General features: G+C 67.4%; 11 protein-coding genes. 6 read left to right on the plus strand and 5 right to left on the minus strand.

The window, feature by feature from the left end:
* Positions 1-6: 6 nt before the first annotated feature.
* The 4 genes from BSZ14_RS01480 to BSZ14_RS01495 are packed head-to-tail and all read right to left on the minus strand — an operon-like array spanning position 7 to position 6,150.
* Positions 7-1,002: a DUF2891 domain-containing protein gene (locus tag BSZ14_RS01480; RefSeq protein ID WP_076709428.1), complete on the minus strand. Its 996-nt coding sequence runs from the start codon at positions 1,000-1,002 to the stop codon at positions 7-9.
* Positions 999-1,904: a DUF979 domain-containing protein gene (locus BSZ14_RS01485; protein ID WP_076709507.1), complete on the minus strand. Its 906-nt coding sequence runs from the start codon at positions 1,902-1,904 to the stop codon at positions 999-1,001. The genes BSZ14_RS01480 and BSZ14_RS01485 overlap by 4 nt, the downstream gene beginning before the upstream one ends.
* Entirely contained in the window at positions 1,901-2,563 is a 663-nt protein-coding gene (locus tag BSZ14_RS01490) for a DUF969 domain-containing protein (protein ID WP_076709429.1), read from the minus strand. Before BSZ14_RS01490 ends, BSZ14_RS01485 begins: the two co-directional genes overlap by 4 nt.
* A complete protein-coding gene (locus BSZ14_RS01495) occupies positions 2,563-6,150 on the minus strand; it encodes a hydantoinase B/oxoprolinase family protein (RefSeq protein ID WP_445190529.1) in 3,588 nt (1,195 codons plus the stop codon). The genes BSZ14_RS01490 and BSZ14_RS01495 overlap by 1 nt, the downstream gene beginning before the upstream one ends.
* 160 nt (positions 6,151-6,310) lie before the next feature.
* On the opposite strand from BSZ14_RS01495, the gene BSZ14_RS01500 reads away from it, so the two are divergent.
* Positions 6,311-9,001 carry a TonB-dependent receptor domain-containing protein gene (locus BSZ14_RS01500; protein ID WP_076709431.1) on the plus strand — a complete coding sequence of 897 codons (2,691 nt, stop codon included), beginning with the start codon at positions 6,311-6,313 and terminating at the stop codon, positions 8,999-9,001.
* Here BSZ14_RS01500 and BSZ14_RS01505 read toward each other — a convergent pair.
* Positions 8,979-9,713, minus strand: coding sequence for an acid phosphatase (locus BSZ14_RS01505; protein WP_076709432.1), 735 nt, complete (start codon positions 9,711-9,713; stop codon positions 8,979-8,981). The genes BSZ14_RS01500 and BSZ14_RS01505 overlap by 23 nt on opposite strands.
* Positions 9,714-9,955: 242 nt before the next feature.
* On the opposite strand from BSZ14_RS01505, the gene BSZ14_RS01510 reads away from it, so the two are divergent.
* From BSZ14_RS01510 to BSZ14_RS01530, 5 genes are all read left to right on the plus strand, one after another.
* Positions 9,956-12,688: a TonB-dependent receptor gene (locus BSZ14_RS01510; protein WP_076709434.1), complete on the plus strand. Its 2,733-nt coding sequence runs from the start codon at positions 9,956-9,958 to the stop codon at positions 12,686-12,688.
* A gap of 150 nt (positions 12,689-12,838) precedes the next feature.
* Positions 12,839-13,345, plus strand: a complete 507-nt coding sequence (locus BSZ14_RS01515) for an RNA polymerase sigma factor (RefSeq protein WP_076709435.1) — start codon at positions 12,839-12,841, stop codon at positions 13,343-13,345.
* Positions 13,338-14,351 (plus strand): FecR family protein, encoded by a 1,014-nt coding sequence (locus BSZ14_RS01520; protein ID WP_076709437.1) that lies wholly within the window; start codon positions 13,338-13,340, stop codon positions 14,349-14,351. Before BSZ14_RS01515 ends, BSZ14_RS01520 begins: the two co-directional genes overlap by 8 nt.
* Positions 14,352-14,864: 513 nt before the next feature.
* The gene (locus BSZ14_RS01525) at positions 14,865-17,651 is read left to right on the plus strand and encodes a TonB-dependent receptor (RefSeq protein ID WP_083748033.1); all 2,787 of its coding nucleotides are present in this window, start codon (positions 14,865-14,867) and stop codon (positions 17,649-17,651) included.
* 64 nt (positions 17,652-17,715) lie between these two features.
* Complete coding sequence (locus BSZ14_RS01530) at positions 17,716-20,010, plus strand: alpha-N-acetylglucosaminidase (RefSeq protein WP_076709440.1); 2,295 nt, start codon at positions 17,716-17,718, stop codon at positions 20,008-20,010.
* Position 20,011 lies beyond the last annotated feature (1 nt).

The raw sequence follows: 20,011 nt of genomic DNA on the forward strand, positions 1-20,011 counted from the left end.
GCACCTTCACCCCGCCTCCAGCGCCAGCAGGGCGAAGGTGGGGAGCCAGTGTTCGCCCATATAATCGTCGCCCAAATGCGGCAGGCTGGCGGCCAGATGCGCCTCCGCCGTCGCCTTCGCGCGATCCGCGACCGGATGCGACGGCCCCAGCTTCGCGGCGATCACCCGCCAGCACCAGGCGCGGGTCAGGTTCAGCCCGTCGAGATGCGCGATCTTGCCGTCGGTCCGGTCGGACACGATGGCGGGGGTGAAGAGCGTCGCAGGCTCGCCCGTTGCGACATGCGGCAGGAAGTCGTCAAACCATTCGCGAAAAGCGGCGGCATTCAGCACCCGGCTCATCAGCAACGCCTCGCACAAGGCGGGCGACAGGAATTCGTCGCCGCCCGGCTCCCAGGCCTGACAGCTACGGTCCTGCCCGAACCAGCTCTGCGCCGCCGCTGCGATCCGTTCGCGCAATACAGCGTCGCGTTGCTCCGCCCAGTCCCACGCCAGCGTCAGGGCAAAGCCGCTGTTGAAATGCGTGCCGACCCGCAGGGGATAGGTCAGGCGGGGCAGAAAGTCGGCGAAACGGCGCGCGAACAACCGCGCCATTGGCTCCAGTACCTTCGCCCAGTTCGCATCATGACGGCTCGCCTCGTCGTGCAACGCCAGCATCCAGGCCCAGCCATAGGGCCGCTCGAACCCCGCCGCGCCTGGCCGCTCCAGATAGGCCAGCTCACCCGCCACCTTGTCGGGCACGAACACCGCATCGGCGCGGGCGCGGATCGCGGGCACAGCCTCCAGATCGGGATAGTGGCGGATCAGGCGCAGCAACTGCCACCAGCCATGGACGCAGCTATGCCAGTCGAAACTGCCATAAAAGATCGGGTGCAGCTCGGACGGGGTGCGCGCATCCTCCGGCCCGTTCAGGACGTGCATCAGCACATTGGGATATTCGCGCCCGACATGGCCCAGCGTCATGGCGGCAAAGCGTTCGGCGGCGGATCGGTCCAACCGGGTCATGCGATCATTCCGTAGAGAAGGAGGATGTTGAAGGCGAGCAGCGGCAGCGCAGTCGGCACCTGCGCGCGGATGACGGCATATTTGTCCTTCAGCCCCAGCAGCGCGGCGGGCAGCAGGTTGAAGTTGGCCGCCATCGGCGTCATCAACGTCCCGCAGAACCCCGCCAGCATGCCCACGGCGGCGACAATGGCGGGGTCCGCACCCATCTGGCGGATCAGGATCGGCACGCCGACCGCCGCCGCCATCACCGGAAAGGCAGCAAAGGCATTGCCCATGACGATGGTGAACAGTGCCATGCCCAGCGCATAGGCCAGCACCGCGCCGATCACGCTGCCCGCCGGGATCACCGCGCCGATCAGTGTACCGACGACACCCCCTACCCCCGCCAGCGCAAAGACTGCGCCCAGGCTGGCCAGCATCTGCGGCATCACCGCGACCCAGCCGATATCGTCGATCAGCCCGCGCCCGGCGACGAACGGCTCTGCCACTTTCGCCCGCAACAACACCCCGCACAGGACCAGCGCGATGATGGTGCCCAGCGTCAATGCCACCAGCGTCGCCTGCTTCGGGTCGACCAGCATCGGCACATGCTTGAACGCCAGCGTACCGACCAGGGCGACGACCGGGATGATGAGCGCAGGAATGAAGACCTTCGCGCCGTAACGATCTTCGGCAGGCTCCACGACCTCGGCCCGACGCATCCGCCCCGAGGCCGCGATGCCGACCAGCGCCAGCACCAGTACGCCGTTGGCCACATCGCCCAGCAGGTTGCCGAACAGGAAGGATATGGTGATCAGCGCATAAAAGGCGGCATTGGCAAAGCGCCGATCGCGCGCCGACAGAAGCGCGAAGACCGCAAAGACGATGCCCGCCACCGCATAGACCAGGTTCAGCCCGATCATCGCGCGCCGCCCCGCGACAGCCGCCGGTCGAGCCACCACAGCCGCGTGCCATGGATCACGAACGCCGCGATCGCCGTCGGGATCGCCCAGATCGACAGCTGGAACGGCTCCAGCAGGATACCATAGCCCTCCAGCACGCCCTTCATCAGCAGGATCGATCCGACCGCCAGGAAGATGTCCTCGCCGAAGAACAGCCCGACCGTATCGGTCGCCGCCGCCATCGCCTTGACCCCGTCGGCGTCCTTGGGCGCGCCGCCCTGACGCTCAGCGGCGGCCTCCGCCATCGGGGCGACCAGCGGGCGGACGGTCTGGGCAGGCCCCGCGACCGAGGTCAGGCCCAGCGCCGCCGTCACCTGCCGGAACAGCAGATAGCCGGTCAGCAGCCGCCCCGCCGTCGCGCCGCGAAGCCCGCCGACCAAAGCCCGCGCCCGCGCCTGAAGCCCCCGCCGTTCCAAGAGGCCGATCACGGGCAGGACCATATAGATCGCGGTCACATAGCGCGTCTCGTTAAAGGCATGGCCGAAGGTGGCGACGATGCGCACAGGATCAAGCCCCGCCGCAAAGCCGGTGACGAGCGCGGAGACGATGATGACCAGCAGCGGGTTGAAGCGCAGCAGGAAGCCGCCCGCGATGACGACGATCCCCGCCAGCACCCACATCAGCGCGTCCCCCGCCCATAGCCGCCGCCGCCCGGCGTCTCGATGATCAGCACGTCGCCTTCGCCCATGTCGATCCCGGCGGTCGAGGCCAGTTCCTCGACCGTGCCATCGGCCCGCTCGACATGGTTATGGCCTGACTGCCCTGCCCCGCCGCCGTTCAGGCCGAAGGGCGGCACGACGCGGCGGTTGCTGAGAATCGCGGCGCGCAAGGACTGGCGGAAGCGCAGGCGGCGGATCGTGCCGTCGCCGCCGTGCCGTTCGCCCGACCCGCCCGACCCGCGCCGGATGGCGAATTGTTCGAGCAGCACCGGATAGCGCGTCTCCAGCACCTCCGGGTCGGTCAACCGGCTGTTGGTCATGTGCGTCTGGATCGCGTCCGCGCCATCATGCCCCGGCCCGGCGCCTGCGCCGCCCGCGATGGTCTCGTAATATTGATAGCTGTCGTCGCCGAAGGTCAGGTTGTTCATCGTCCCCTGGCTGGCCGCCATCGCCTCCAGCGCGCCCAGCAGCGTGTCGGTCACGACCTGGCTGACCTCGACATTGCCCGCCACCACGGCGGCGGGGAAACGCGGGTTGAGCATCGATCCTTCGGGCACGATCAGCGTCACGGGTCGGAGGAACCCTTCGTTCAGCGGCACCGCCTCATCGACAAGCAGACGCAGGACGTAAAGGACGGCGGCGCGGGTCACGGCCAGCGGCGCATTGAAGTTGGTCGGCCGCTGCTCGCTGGTGCCGGTGAAGTCGATCGTCGCGCTGCCCTGATCCGCATCGATCGTCACGCGGACCGCGACGACCGCGCCGTCATCCAGCGCGTAGCGGAACGCGCCATCGGACAGCGTGGCGATCATCCGCCGCGCCATCGCCTCGGCATGGGCCTGGACATGCGCCATGTACCGGGTGACGACGCCCTGTCCCTGTTGCGCGGCCAGTTGACGAAGCCCGTCCGCCCCGCGTGCGCAGGCCGCGACCTGCGCGGCGAGGTCGGCGATATTCTGGTCGATATTGCGCGCCGGGTAAGGGCCGCTGGCCAATAGATCGCGGATCGCCTGCTCGCGCATCGCGCCGTCCTCGACGATCAGCACATCGTCGAAGACCACGCCCTCATCGGCCAGCGTCCGGCTGTCCGGCGGCATCGAGCCAGGCGTCGTACCGCCGACATCGGCATGATGCCCGCGTGCCGCCACGAAGAAGGCGGGTGCCGCGCCCCCGGCAAAGACCGGCATGACGACGGTGATGTCGGGCAGGTGCGTACCGCCGCGATAGGGATCGTTCAGGGCATAGACCTGTCCCTCGCGCATCGTGTTTCCGCGTGCCTGGATGACGGTGCGGATGCTCTCGCCCATCGAACCCAGATGGACCGGGATATGCGGCGCATTGGCGACCAGCCCGCCCTCGGCGTCGAAGATCGCGCAGGAGAAATCCAGCCGCTCGCGGATATTGACCGAGGCCGCGCTCCGCTGAAGCGCCGCGCCCATTTCCTCGGCGATGCCCATGAACAGCCCGGCGAAGATTTCCAGCCGGACCGGATCGACGCTTTCCTCCGCCGCCTGTTCGCTTCGTGCCGCAACCCGTTCTAGGAGCAGCGTCCCCTCCGCCAGCACCCGCGCGGACCAGCCGGGTTCGACCACGACGGTCGACACCGGATCGATGATGAGGGCCGGTCCCGATAGAACCGTGTCCGCCGCCAGTCCCTCTCGGGCGTGGACCGGCACGTCATGCCGCGCACCCGCCAGATACATGACGACGCGATCGACCGGATCGGCCGTCCGCCCGGCCAGGACCGGCGCTGGCAGGTCTTGCGCCTCGCCGCCCGCAATCGCCTCGACCCGCAGCTGATCGACGACCAGCGCATCCTCGCCGACAAAGCCGAAGCGCTGGCGATGCGCCTCGGCGAAGGATGTGGCCATCGCCTCGGGGCTATCCCAGACGACGCCGATCGTCTGGTCGTTGCGCGCATAACGAAGCTGCGCCAGCGCACTCAGCCGCACCGCCGCCGGATCGACGCCCTGCTCCGCCAGCCCCGCGACGGCGGCGGCGGACAGCTCGGCCAGCGATGCCTCCAGCGCATCGTCGCCCAGCGGCAGGCCGACTGTCGCCTCGCGCACCACGCTGCGATCGGCCAGCCCGATGCCGACCGCCGACAGCACCCCCGCGAGCGGATGGATCAGCACCTGCGCCATGCCCAGCGCATCGGCGACCAGACAGGCATGTTGCCCACCCGCCCCGCCGAAACAGGCAAGCGCATAGGAAGCCGGGTCCTCGCCGCGCGCGACCGAGACGGCGCGGATCGCCCGTGCCATGCTGGCCACCGCGATCGCGACCAACCCTTCGGCCGCCGCCATGGGGTCCAGCCGTTCGCCGGTCGCCGCCTCCACCTGATCGAGCAGTTCGGCCAGCGCGCGCTCGGCGGCCTCGCGGTCGGGCGGCGAGTTGCGGTCCGGGCCGAACAGCGCGGGGAAATGCCCTGGCTGAATCTTGCCCAGGATCATGTTGCAGTCGGTCACGGTCAGCGGCCCGCCGCGCCGGTAACAGGCCGGTCCCGGCTCCGCCCCCGCCGAGGCCGGGCCGACCAGCAAGCGCCCGCCATCGAAGTGACAGATCGACCCGCCGCCCGCCGCGACCGTATCGATCCGCATCATCGGCACCGCCACGCGCACTCCGGCCAGCACCGCATCGGAACGGCGGTCATAACTTCCCGCGAACAGCGACACGTCGGTCGAGGTGCCGCCCATGTCGAAGCCGATCACCCGGTCGAAGCCCGCGCCACGTGCCGTACGCGCCATGCCGACGATCCCGCCCGCAGGTCCCGACAACAATGCGTCCTTGCCGTGGAAACGATCGCCCGCGACCAGCCCGCCGCTCGACTGCATGAACAGCAATCCGCCCGCCGCCGCCTCGCCCAGCCCGGTTTCCAGGCCCTTCACGTAACGGCCGAGCACCGGCGACAGATAGGCATCGGCCAGCGTCGTATCGCCGCGTGCGACCAGCCGGATCAGCGGCGCGGTGCGGTGGCTGACCGAAATCTGGGTAAAGCCCGCCGCCTCGGCCAGTTCGGCCAGCGCCAGTTCGTGCGCCTGATGCTTCCACCCGTGCATCAGGACGATGGCGATCGATCGCAGCCCGCGCGAATGGGCCTGCGCAAAGGCGGCGGCCGCCGCCTTGCGGTCGAGCGGGGTCAGGACATGGCCATCCTCCGTCACCCGCTCGTCGATCTCGACGACCTCGGCGAACAGCGGCGGCGCGCGGCGGATGTCGCGCGCGAAAATATCGGGCCGGTCCTGATACCCGATCGCCAGCGCATCGCCGAAGCCGCGCGTGATCGCCAGCAGCACCGGCTCCCCCTGTCGCTCCAGCAGCGCGTTGGTCGCGATGGTCGTGCCGATGCGGACACCGCAGGCCGGAAGCGGTCCGTCGCCCACGCCGGTCAGCTGCCGGATCGCGGCTTCGGCCGCGTCGTAGCGGCGATCCGGGTCTTCGGACAGCAGCTTGGTGGTGACCACGCTCCCGTCCGGGCGCCGCGCCACCACGTCGGTGAACGTGCCGCCGCGATCGATCCAGAACTGCCACCGCGTCATCGCATCCTGCATGTCATCCTCCGTCGACGCCCTTAGTATCATTTGAAACGACTTTTGCCAGTGACATGCGCGCTACACAATTGCCGCCTAAGGGCGCGGCGGCAAGATGCTGATTTGGTAGTGACAGGAACGGCAGGGGACGAATGATTTCCGGTCCGCCAGGGGGGCGGCCATGACGATGCTCGTCGCGCTGGCGCTGGTCGCCGCGCAAGGCGATCCCCTGCTTCCCATCGATCTTCCTGCCCAGCCGGTGGGCGCGGGTCTGGACCGGCTGGCACGTCAGGCGGGCGAGGCGCTGGTCGCGCGGCCGGGCGATCTGGCGGGACGCCGCTCGCCCGCGCTCCGGGGCCGGATGCGCCTGTCGACCGCGCTGTCCCGCTGGTGCGCGCCCGCCGGTCTGTCCTGCCGCCGGATCGCGGGCGGTATCGTCGTGCGCGCCATCGGTCCCATGCCACGCATTGTCCCGCCGCACACGCGCCCCGCGCCGCCGCCCGAAGACCCGATGACCGGCCCCGACGTGATCGTCAGCGGCCGTCGCGGGACCATGGTCCAGGGTGAGCTGGAGCGCAGCTATTCCGCCTCGCACCTCGATGCGGTCGAACTGGCACGCCGCCCGCCGCAGAGCCTGGCGGAGCTGCTCTCGGGCCTGCCGGGGCTATGGGTCGATACCTCGGCCGGGGTGGCGGCCAACACCATCCGGGTGCGCGGCATTCCGCTCGACGGCTATCAGGCGATCGCGGTGCAGGAGGACGGCCTGCCGGTGCAGCACGACACGCTGCCCTGGACCGATATCGACCAGTTCGTCCGCCCCGACCTGATGATCGAGAGCAGCGACTATGTGCGCGGCGGTCCCTCCGCGATCTTTGCCAGCAATGCGCCGGGCGGCGTGCTCAACCTGCGCACCCGCGCGCCCCGCGACCGTCCGAGCGGAGAGATGCGGGCAACCACGACCGATTACGGCCTGATCCGCTTCGAGGGCTATGCGACCGGGCCGGTCGGGGATGGCTGGCGGGTGATCGCGGGCGGCTCGGCGACGCGCGACCCGACGGTACGGCGGATCGCCTCGACGCTGGGCGGCGGACAGCTGCGGGTGCGTGCCGATCATGACCTGGGCGACGGTGGACAGCTATCGCTGGCGGTGCATGGACTGGACGACGATACGCTCAACATCTCGTCCTTTCCCATGCTCTATGCGCGCGGGCGGATCGCAGTGCTTCCCGGCTTCGATCCCCGACGAGGAAGTTTCTTCGGGCCGGAGCTGGACCGACTGCGCTTCGCGGCACTGGGCGAGCGGCCGTTGGGGCGCAACAACCGCAACCGGATGGTCACGCCCTCGCTGGCCTGGACGCAGCCGGTTGGGGGCGGCGTGCTGACCCTGCGCGCCCATTACCGCGCGTCGCGGACCGAACGTTACGCCCTCTCCTCCTCGGGCGGCGCCATCCCGGCGGCGCGGGTCATGGCCGACGCGCTGCCGCGCCTGACCGCCGCCTTTCCGGCCACCGCGCAGGTCAGCTTGCGCCATGCCAGTGACGGCAGCGCCTTTACCCCGCTGCCCGGCAACGAGCGGGCTATCATGCTGAACCCGGTGGCGGCGGATACCCGGCTGAACGAGGGCATGATCGACCTGTCCTATGCCCATGCGCTGGAGGCGGCGGGGCATCACGACCTGACGCTGGGCCTCTACGCGGTAGGCTATCGATGGGATTTTCGGCGCGCAGTCGCGCGGGTGCTGCTGGAAGCACGCGAGCAGGGGCGGCGGCTCGATCTGGTCGCACTGGACGCGGGCGGGCGGGTGCTGGGGCGGGCGACCGATAACGGGCTGCTCAGCACGGGTTCGACCTATGAGGCGGTGCGCGGTCGCCAGCATATGATCGCCTTCTACGCCGCCGACGAATGGCAGCTGGCGCCACGCTGGCGGCTCGACTGGGGCCTGCGGCACGAGCGCGCCGCGCTGTCGGCCACGGTCGAGCGCCCCATGATCATCGACGGCGGTAATCCGACAACCCTGGCCGACGACCGGATCGCGGTCGGATCGGGGCTGTGGGACGCGCGGTCGAAGCGCATCGCCCGCGCTGCCGCGACTCTGGCACTGCACTGGCGGGCGAGCGACCGGCTGGGCGGCTTTGCCCGAGCGACCCGTGCGATGCGGCTGCCCGATCCCGGCGTGTTCCGCATCGGCGACGACGACGATCCCCGCGCGCTGACCATCGAGCAAGCCGAACTGGGGCTGATCTGGCGGCACGGCACCACCGGCCTCGACGCGACGCTCTTCGCCAGCCGCTTTCCCGACATATCCCTGCCGGACCTGTCGCTCGATCCGGCGACCGGCGCAGTGCGGGTGGGGGCGTATCAGGCGGCGGCGCGCACCATCGGGCTGGAAGTCGGGGCCGGGGCCGCGCCCCTGCCCGGCCTGTCGCTCCGTGCGACGGTGACGTGGCAGGACCCGCGCCTGCAATCCTATCGCATCGCCAGCGTGACCGGCGGCGCGCTGACCGTGACGGACCTCAGCGGACGCATCCCCCGCCGGGTGCCGCGCATCATGGCCAGCCTGTCGGCCAGCGCCGCCCTGCCCGGCACCGGCGTCACGCTGGACGGCGATGTCTCGGCGATGGGGCGGCGCTATGCCGATGACGCCAACAGCCTGGCGCTGCCCGGCTTCGCGCTGGTCGGCCTCGGCGCGGCGTGGGACCCGGCCGAAAAACTGACGCTCAGGCTACGCGCGACCAACCTGTTCGACCGGATCGCGATCATGCAGGGCGACGCACTGGGCGGAGAGGTGCAAGCCGGGGACAATGGCGGCGTCGTCACCGTCCGCGCGCAGCAGGGGCGGGTCGTCTCGTTCAGCGCGGACTGGCGATTTTAGCCCGGTAGCGCGCCAGTTCCTCGGCCGCCGCCGCCATGTCGCGCCGGAATGCGGCATTGCCGTGTTCGCGCGCCACGACCGCGCTCGCCGCCATGTAACCGCCCTCGACCGCGCTCTGGCTGTGCGAGCCGCAGATCCAGCGGCTGTCACCATAGTCGCGCCCGCGCGCCAGGATCGGCTGTGCCCGGTCGGGCAGCAGCTCGGCCATCAGCAGCGCAAAGCCCCACCCATGCGCGGTATGCCCCGACGGATAATCGCCATTGGCGATCAGCCCAGGCCTGCGCGGCTCGCAAATGGGCAGGTCGTTGCCGATAAAGGGCCGCTTCGACTGCCAATGCGCCTTGGCCGATCCGATCGCCGCCGAGCGATCCGCATCGAACTTCGCCAGCAACGCACGGGTCACGGGCAGCTTGGTCCAGTCGGGCCGGAAGCCCAGCGCGGTCGCGAAACGCTCGCCCATGTCGCTGGAGACGTCTGCCGTCGCCTGCTGCCAGCGCGCCATGCCGTTCAGCGCGCGGCTGTCACGAAAGGCCCGCGCATCGGCCAGCGCGCGCGGCGATCCCGGCGTCGGCGGTCCCGGCAGCACCGCCGCCAGGTCCAGTCCCTCGCCCGCCGCCAGATAGCCCGCCGTATCGCGCGCCGCTGCTGCTGTCGGGATCGAGACGGCCAGCGCCACCGAAGCCGCCAGCCCCCACCATGTCCGCTCCGCCATGCTACCCATCCCTTCCGAAGACTTGGCCCATCGTTCCCAAGAGCCCGTAGGCAGCCTATCGGGGACAGGGTCTTTCAAAACTTTCAACGCCCAAGACAAGCGGTGCGCCGTTGTAACAAAAACGCCATAAATGTCTTAAAACTTTTACAAAATTCCTTGTCCCCGTTTGGCGGCAACCCCCGTCTTCCCCGCGATCGTCCTCATGGCTGGACGAGCCATTTGTCTTTTGGGGGTTTGAAGTGATGGGAACCAAGCGAACGCTGTTGCTCGCGTCGAGCGCGCTGTTTGTCGCGCAGCCGGTACTGGCCCAGGATCAGGGCTATCAGGCAACGGCGGGGGCCACCGGCGGCGCGACGACCGAGGGCGGCGATGTCGTCGTCACCGGATACCGCACCAGCTTGGCGCAGGCGCGCAATTCCAAGCGCGACGCGACGATCATCAAGGACTCGATATCGGCGTCCGACATCGCCGCCTTCCCCGACCTGAACCTCGCCGAAGCGCTTCAGCGCCTGCCCGGCGTCGCGATCAACCGCGAGGCGGGCGAAGGGCGCCGCATCTCCTTGCGCGGTCTGGGTCCCGATTTCACCCGCGTCCAGCTGAACGGCATGGAAGTGCTGGGCAATGTCGACTCGCCGCAGGACAGCCGGGGCCAGACGACGCGCGACCGCGCCTTCGACTTCAACTTGTTCGCCGCCGAACTGTTCAACCATGTCGATGTCGAGAAGTCGTACCAGGCGCAGCAGACCGAGGGTGGTCTGGCGGGCACCGTCGGCCTCTTCACCGCGCGCCCCTTCGATTACAAGGGCACCAAGATCGCGCTGTCGGCGCAAGGTGGCAGCAACACACTGACCCGCGATTTCCAGCCGCGCCTGACCGGCCTGATCTCCAAAAACTGGGGCAATTTCGGCATCCTGGTGTCGGGCGCCTATAGCCGCCGAAACACCCGCGAAGAGGGCTTCGACACCTACCGCTGGCGCCGCAACAAGGCGAATGGCAGCGACATCAGCCGCCTGACCGCCGCCGAGCAGGCCAAGATCAACTCGGGCGACCTGCTGTTCGCGCGCGGCAACCGTCTGTCGGTATGGGACAGCAAGCAGGAACGCATCGGCCTGACCTCGTCGATCCAGTGGGCGCCGACCGACAAGGTCCATGTCACGCTCGACGGCCTGTACGGCCAGTTCAAGGGCGACCGTTTCGAGACCCACCTCGCCTCGCGCGGCGGCGGCAGCTCGACCTGGCTGGGCGGCGGCGAGACCTTTGCGGGCACCGTCTATCCCAACTCGCGGGTCAACGCGATCCAGTGGAACGATCGCAACGAGGTGACCTATCTCGACGTCTCGGGCGGCAAGGCGTCGACCGAGACCCGCGTCCAGAACACCAAGAACATCTTCAAGCAGGTGGTGCTGAGCGGCGATGCCGAGCTGGTCGACGGGCTGACCTTCACCTGGCTGGGCGGTGTCGAGCGGTCGCGCTACGACATGCCGGTCAACGACAAGTTCACCCTCGAAGGGTTTGGCGACGTCACCTCCGACTATCGCGGCGGCACCTATTCGCTGGTCAACACCTATAAGTTCAACACGACCGACCCGAATTTCTGGCACGCCAAGCGCCTCTACGTGAACAAAACGTTCCAGGATTCGGCGTTCGACAATATCAAGGGCCGCTTCGACTATAAGATCACTCCCGACGACACGATCAGCGTCGGCGGCGAATGGCGTCGCTTCGCCAATGGTGGATACTATGCCGAGCAGGACAATATCCTGACCAGCAGCTTCGTGTCGGGCAAGGTCAACGCCAATCCCAGCGCCTATGCCCGGACCTATACCGGCTATTCGGGGCAGGACTGGACGATCGTCGACTTCCCCAAGATGCTCCAGACGCTGGGCATCAACCGCGCGCAATATCTGAACAACAAGATGGGCGTATACGCGGTCGAGGAGCGGACCAGCGCCGCCTTCGTCCAGTATGACTGGAACCATATCCTGGGCGGCATCCCGTTCCGCGGCAATATCGGTGCGCGCTATTACCGTACCAATGTCACCTCCAACGGTACGGCCAATGTCGGCCCCGTCACGGTGCGCGGCGAATATGAGGGCGTGCTCCCGGCCGCCAACCTGATCTTCGAGCTGAACCCCGGCCTGATGCTACGCTTCGCCGCCTCGAAGAACATCAACCGCCCGGCGCTGGGCGCGCTGGCGGTCAACGGGTCGGTGACGAACGACAACGGCAATGTCACCGTGTCGATCGGCAACCCGAACCTGCGCCCGTACAAGTCGAACGACTATAATATCTCCACCGAATATTATTTCGGATCGGTCGGTTACGTCGCCGCCGCCTTGTTCTACAGGAATCTGGACGGCTATATCTCGACCCAGACGATCAACAACGTGCCCTATTCGCAGACGGGCCTGCCGGACAATCTCTATCCGGGCGTGACCGGATCGACCGTGGTCGACAGCTATTCGCGCCCCGTGAACCTGGCCAAGACCAACCTCTTCGGCATCGAATTGTCCGGCCAGACCGACTTCAAGTTCCTGCCCGCCCCCTTCGACCGGCTGGGCACGGCGGTGAACTTCACCTATGTCGACTCGCGGCTGGATTATTCGAAGATCTATCAGGGCAGCATCCCGACCACGCTGGAGGGGCTGAGCAAGTATAACGCCAACGCCACCCTTTATTATCAGGACAAGGCGTTCGACGCCCGCGTCTCGGCCAATTGCCGCAGTGGCTATATCTTCAGCGCCTCGCCGGTGCTGACCGCGCTCGGGCCGGACCAGGACGTGACCGGGTTCGAGGGCACGGTCTATGTCGACATGTCGGCGCACTATGCGGTCACGAAGAACGTCCAGCTGACGCTGAACGGCATCAACCTGACCAACCAGCGCGAGAAGCAATATTCGAACAGCACCCGGCGGCTGTACGTCGTGACCCGTTCGGGCACGACCCTGCTGGGCGGTGTCCGCGTCACCTTCTGATCCTGATCCCCGAACGCCCTTGATGTCCGGCCCGTCCGGGATATCAAGGGCACCTCTCCCGCGTCGGCCCGCCCAAGGGCTGGCGCGGTGTTTTTTCGATAAGGATTGTCCCCGGATGCGATGCAACCGGCTCTTCCTGAACGGGACCGAATGACCGACGCGAGCGCCTGGATCGCGGAGGGACGGACGCGTCTGCTGACCTATGTCCGCAGACGCATACGCGACCCCGAACAGGCGGAGGATATCGTGCAGGAGGCGATCATGCGGGTCATCGAGCAGGAGCGGAAGCAGGTCATCGACCAGCCGCTCGCCTATGGCTTTCGCGTGGCGGACTCGGTCATCTACAATCGCGGGCGGCGGGGGAGCGGGACCCACGCGCCGGTCGACCCCGAACTCGCCTGCGCCCTGCCGCTGGCCGATGAAATCCTCGACTATCGCCAGCGTTACGATCGTTTCCAGGCCGCGCTGTCGCGACTCCCTGCGCAACGCCGCGCGGTCTTTGTCGAACGGCATCTGGAGGGCAAGTCGCGCCAGCAGATCGCCGAGGACATGGGCCTCAGCGTCGAAGCGGTGAAGAAGCATCTGCTCCGCGCGATGATCGATCTGGACGGCTGTATCGACGACCTTCCCGTGCGGGGAGGTCGCCTGCATGACTGATCGCGACACCATGCTGGAGCAGGCCGCGGACTGGGCCGACCGGCTCGACACGCTATCGCGCAATGAACGGGCCGCGCTGGGCGCATGGCTGAATGCGGCGCCCGAGCACCGCGCGGCGCTGTCGCGGATGGTGCGCCTGCTCGGCGATCCGGCGCTGTTCGATGTGGTCGAGCAGGCCACACGCGACGTTGCGCCTCCCCCACCCCTTCCCCGCGCACGACCGCGCCGCTGGGCCGCATCGGGAATGGTGCGTCCCCGTCGCCGGGTCGCGGTCGGCCTCGCCGCCGCGCTGGCCGCTGCCGTGGCGGCGCCGGTCATTTGGCATGTCGCCGCCCCGGACGCGACGGTCGAGCGGGTCTATGCCTCCTCGGTCGGGCAGCAGCGTCAGGTGGCGCTGCCCGATGGCTCGGACATGACGCTGGATGCCGACTCGCGCGTCGCCATCGCCTTTTCGGATAGCGGCCGCGACCTGACGCTGGAGAGCGGCGCGGCGCGGTTCGAGGTGCGCCATGACGCCGCCCGGCCCTTTGCCGTGACCACGCCGGAGGGACAGATGGTCGCGCTGGGCACCAATTTCAGCGTCGATCGCGGCGCGGGGCATAGCGAGTTGCGCGTCTATCGCGGGCGCGTCAGGCTGACCGTGCCCGGCCAGGCGGCGGTGGTCGTGACCGGCGGGCACTGGGCGGAGGCGGGCGCGGGGCGGATCATGGTCCATGATTTCGATGTCGCCCGCTATCAGGGGTGGCAGGATCGCTGGCTGAGCGGCGACCGGATCCGGCTGGGCGATGCGGTCGCCCGGCTCGGCCGCTACAGCGCGCGGCCCATCCGGCTGGCCGATCCGGCGCTGGCGGACGAGACGTTCAACGGCCGCTTCCGGCTGGACACGCCGTTTGAAAGCCTGACGCTGATCGGTGCGCTGTTCGACCTGTCCGTCAAGGACGACGGGCGGACCATCCGGGTGGCGCGACCCGCCCGAACCAGCCAGGCCAATTGGCCGAACCAATAAGCGCAATACCAATCCAGACTCGGCGTTCGGAATGGTGCCCGCTCGGCATGGATCGATCGTTGCTCTACCTACCAGGGTCCCCTTCCGACCTGAAATGGCAAAATATTCACAATCGTAAAATATTGATATTAAACGGCTATTTTCTGCCAGCCATTGTCCTGACCAATTTCCGCGTGAAACCGCTTTCCACCCCGTTGACAGGCATGACCATTCCATGTCACCGATAAGACCATAAGATTACAACACCGCGATGCAGAAAGAAATATTCGGTCTTTCGGCGTGATGGGCGCACATGATCCAAAGGATCAGGCGGCCTTTATGACGGCGGACTTCGGACAGGCTCCGCGTCCCGACGCAGCAGATGAGACGGCCGATCCCGGTCCGTGAACGCTCACCCCGTTCCGGCCGCCGACGCCCCCTGCTTCCCGCCGGCCGCCGATAGCCCGTCCGGCAAAGTCTCGGGGAAGCCCGGCGCGATGTGCCCCGCGTCGGGATCAGAGGGAGGGAAAGAGCATGACCATGTCACCGTGCCACGACGCGTCGCGTCTCCGGCGCAAATGCCTGCTTCACACGACCGCCTTTACCGCGGCCTGGGCCGCATCCGCGATGATCGCCGTGCCCGCCATGGCACAGACCGGCGGCCCCGCCGCTACCTCGACCACCAGCATCGCCGCCGCCGCCGATGCCGCGCAGGCGACGCCCCAGACCGACACCGCCGGGGCCGATGCCCAGAACGAGATCACCGTCACCGGCTATCGCCAGAGCATCGCCTCGGCGCTCGCCGCCAAGCGCAACGACATCCGCATCACCGACGGCATCTCGTCGGAGGATATCGGCAAGTTTCCCGCCCAGAACATCACCGAGGCGATCCAGCGTATCGCGGGCGTCCAGATGTCCAACATCAACGGTCGCGGCTCAACGATCAGCATCCGTGGCCTGGGTCCGCAATATGCGCGCACCACGATCAACGGCCAGACCTTCGCCAGCGCCGACTTCAAGGACGGATTCCGCTACGACATCATCCAGACCGATCTGGCGAGCGCGATCCAGGTCATCAAGTCGCCGACCGCCGACATGGATACGGGCGGGCTGGCCGGCACCGTCAACATCGATACGGTCAAGCCGCTCGCCTATAAGGGGCCGAGCTTCATCGCGGGCATCAAGGGCTATTATTCCGACTATCGCAAGGCCGCGACGCCCAAGGTCAACGCCGCCTATATCAAGCGCTTCGCCGACGACACGATCGGCGTCATGCTGGATGTCGGCTATCAGAAGCTGAAGGATCGCGGCGACTATCTGTTCATCAAGAACTGGTATCAGCCGGGCACCGTTGCCGGGGCCTCCGATGCGCAGGTGCCGGGCAATCTCCGCTATCGCCGGATCGACCGCGATACCGAGCAGCTGATGGGCAGCGGCGCGATCCAGTGGAAGCCGGAGGACAATTTCGAGGTCCTGTTGCAGGGCGAATATTCGCGCGACCACACCCGCTACGACACGCGCCAGATGGTCTTCGGCCGCTGGGCCGCCTCGGCGGTGACGGTCAACAGCAAGGCCAACGGCGTCGCGAACAATATCAATATCAGCAACTTCAACGTCGACAACAACGACCAGCCCGAACTGCGCAACCTCCAGACCCAGGCCTATACCGGCACGGTCAACTGGAGCCCGACCGACACCACCCATATCAAGGCGATCGGCCATTATACCCAGGGCGATGCCAAGCTGTACGAATGGGCGACCATCGACGAGGTGCGCTTCGCGAACGGCGGCCAGCTCGACATCTCCGATCCGTTCAACGTCAAGTGGAACACCGCCAGCCTGACCGACGGGTCGATCTACAATATGGCGAACCGCACCTGGTACGCCTTCGTCGACGGCGCGACGCATATCCAGTCGGCCCGCGACCGCGCGGTCCAGACCGACTTGACCCAGGATCTCGACTGGCACGGGATCAAGGCGCTGGTCTTCGGCGCGAAATATCATCACGAGAGCTTCGACACCAAGGCGTATCGCCACGACCGCGACGCCGATGTCAGCGATCCCGTCACGTACCCCGAGTTCGCCTGGATCCCCGACCTGTCGAAGACCGGCGTGCTGGTGAACAACTTCCTGGGCGGGTCGATGGCGATCCCCAGCAGCTTCCTGTCGGTCAATGCCCCGCTGTGGCAGCAGATCCTGCGCGACAAGGGCATCAGCGTGCCCGACACGCCCGACTGGCCCAACACCTACCGCGTCGATCGTTATATCCCAGCAGTCTATGCGATGGCGAATATCGACGGCACGATCTTCAACCTGCCCGTGCGCGGCAATGTCGGCGTCCGCTACGAACATACCCACCAGAACGTCACCAGCAGCCTGACCAACGGCACCGGCAGCGACGCGACCCTTCTCGGCCAGCAGCATGTCGTGCAGGATTATGGCAACGTCCTGCCCAGCGCGAGCTTCGCACTGGACGTGACCCCGCACCTCGTCGCCCGCATCGCGGCGGCCAAGGTGCTGGTCCGGCCTCTGCTCAACAGCCAGACGCAGATGGCCGACACCATCACCCGCGTCACCACCAGCCTGCGGCCCAGCGTCTCGGTCGCGCAGGGCGAGAGCCGGTTGAAGCCGCTGACCGCCAACCAGCTGGACGTCAGCCTGGAATATTATCACGGCAAGGGTAACTCGATCACGCTGGCCGGTTTCTACAAGGCGGTGAAGAACGGCACCTTCACCCAATTCTACTGCCCCGGCTCGTTCGACGGCGTCGCACTGAACGGCGTGGTCAGCGACTGCCAATCGGCGGACCTGAAGACCGATTACAGCTTCAGCCGGGTGCTGAACGACGACCGGGTCATCCACATCAAGGGCCTGGAGCTGGGCGCATCGCAGAATTTCGATGCGATCCTGCCCGTCAAGGGCTTCGGCGCGGTCGGCAACGTCACCGTGGTCGACACCGATGCCAGCGCGATCGGCACCGGCTTCAACCTGCGCGACCTGTCGAAGCTGACCTGGAACCTGACGCCGTACTGGGAAAACGAGATGTTCAGCGTCCGGCTGTCGGTCAACCACCGCAGCTCGTACGTCCAGGACGCGGCGTCCAGCTTCTTCGTCAATGGCGGCCTGACCCATGTGGTGCGCCCGCGCACCCAGATGGACCTGGCGCTGGGCTACACGCCCGCCAGCTATCTCAGCTTCACGGCGGGCATCATCAACCTGAACAACACGCACGAAGACGCCTATCAGACCAACGCGAACACCTTCCAGCTCGCCAGCCGGACGGGGCGCACCATCTACCTCTCGGCGTCGACGCGCTTCTAGACCTCCCCTCTGGAGGGCGGGCCAGCCATGGTCCGCCCTTCCCTTTTGGTATGAACCGGGGACAATGAAGTTCGTGATGACCTATCCCAAGACGCTCGGCCTGATCGGCACCCTGTTTCTCACCGCCTCGATGGCCCATGCGCAGAGCGATGGCGGGCAGGCGGCGCGCGCCGCGCTCCAGCGGCTGGGCGTGCCGGAACGACAGGTCTCGGTGGCGATCCGACCCTCGACCGATTCCCGCTACCGCGTCCGGGTCGATCATGACCGGCTGAACGTCGAAGCCTCCTCACCCGTCGCGGCAGTGCGCGGGGCGGCGGCGATGCTGAATGCGCAAGGGCGGCTCGCGATCAGCTGGGAGGGCAATCGGGTCGGCCCGATGACCCGCCTGACGCCCGGTGACAGCGGCTGGGTTTCCTCGCCGTTCGACGTCCGCGCCTATCTGAACACCTGTACCTTCGGCTATACCACGCCCTGGTGGAGCTGGCCGCGCTGGGAGCGCGAGATCGACGCGATGGCGGTCCACGGCGTCGACATGCCGCTGGCGATGGAGGGGCAGGATTATGTCTGGCGCCAGCTCTGGCGCGAACAGGGGTTGAGCGAGGCGCAGCTCGCCCAGCACTTCTCCGGCCCCGCCTTCCTGCCATGGCAGCGCATGGGCAATATCGAGGGCTATCGCGCGCCCCTGCCGACCGGGTGGATCGATAAGAAGCACGACCTGCAAAAGCGTATCCTTGGTCGGATGCGCGACCTGGGCATGACGCCGATCCTGCCCGCCTTTGCCGGATATGTACCCAAGGCCTTTGCCGAGGCGCATCCGAAGGCGCGCATTTACCAGATGCGGTCCTGGGAGGGGTTCGAGGGGACCTATTGGCTCGACCCGTCCGATCCGCTGTTCGCCCCGCTGGCAAAGCGGTTCCTGCAACTCTACACCGCCGAGTACGGGCCGGGGAAATATTACCTCGCCGACGCCTTCAACGAGATGGTGCCGCCCATCGCGGAGGATGGCAGCGACACCGCCCATGCCGCCTATGGCGACGCGACCGCCAACACCCCCGCGCTCGATGCCGCGACCAAGGCGGCCGCCCTGCCCCGCGAGGTCCGCGATGCCCGGCTGGCCGCCTATGGTCAGCGGCTCTACGCCTCAATCGCCGCCGCCGCGCCGGGGGCGACCTGGGTCATGCAGGGCTGGCTGTTCGGGGCGGACAAGAAATTCTGGACCCCCGACGCCATCGCCGCCTTCCTGCGCGACGTGCCGGACGAGAAGATGCTGATCCTCGACATCGGCAATGACCGCTATCCCGGCATCTGGAAGACCACCAACGGCTTCGACGGCAAGAACTGGGTTTATGGCTATGTCCATAATTATGGCGGCAGCAACCCGGTCTACGGCGCGCCCGATTTCTACCGCCGGGATGTGGCGGCGATGTTCGCCGACAAGGGGCGCGGGAATGTCCGCGGCTTCGGTATGTTCCCGGAGGGGCTGCACAGCAACAGCCTGGTCTATGACTATGCCTATGACGTGGCGTGGCCGGGCGGCGACATGGCGCTTGGCCCCTGGCTGAGCCGCTACACCGCCGCGCGCTATGGCCGCAGCGACCCGGCGATGGTCACGGCGTGGCAGGATGTGGTCGCGGGTGCCTATGACGTGCGCTACTGGACCCCGCGCTGGTGGAACGAGCGCGCCGGGGCCTATCTCTTCTTCAAGCGCCCCGCCGCCGATGCGCCGACCTATCCCGCCGAACCGGGCGACCGCGCGAAACTGCGTGCCGGGATCGCGGCGATGCTCAGGCTTGCGCCCGCTTACGGGAAGAGTCCGCTCTATCGCTATGATCTGGTCGACCTGACCCGTCACGCCGCCAGCCTGTCGCTGGACGACAGCGTGAAGGCCGCCGTCGCCGCCTATCAAAAAGGCGATATTCCCGCCGGAGACCGAGAGACGGCGCGGGTCAAGGCGCTGGCACACGCCATCGACCATCTGATCGGCGGGCAACAGGAAAGCCTGGCCAGCTGGATCGCGGACGCCCGCGCCTATGGCGACACCCCCGCCGAAAAGGCCGCCTATGAACAGAATGCCAAGGCGCAGGTAACGATCTGGGGCGGACGCGGCCATCTGGGCGATTATGCGTCCAAGGCCTGGGCGGACATGTATGCCGATTATTACCTGCCACGCTGGACAGCCTATCTCACCGAAGCGCGCGCCGCCGCGCCCGCCAGGCGGCCGGTCGACGACGCCGCGTTCACGGCCAGGCTGCTCGACTGGGAAAAGGCATGGGTTGCCTCCTCTCACATCTACAAGGTCAGCGCCCCCGCCGACCCGGTGGCCGAGGCCCGCGCGCTGATGCAGGAGACCGCCCGGTGAC

Origin of the sequence: Sphingomonas sp. Sph1(2015), from assembly GCF_001970915.1 — a bacterium.
Lineage (GTDB): Bacteria > Pseudomonadota > Alphaproteobacteria > Sphingomonadales > Sphingomonadaceae > Sphingomonas > Sphingomonas parapaucimobilis.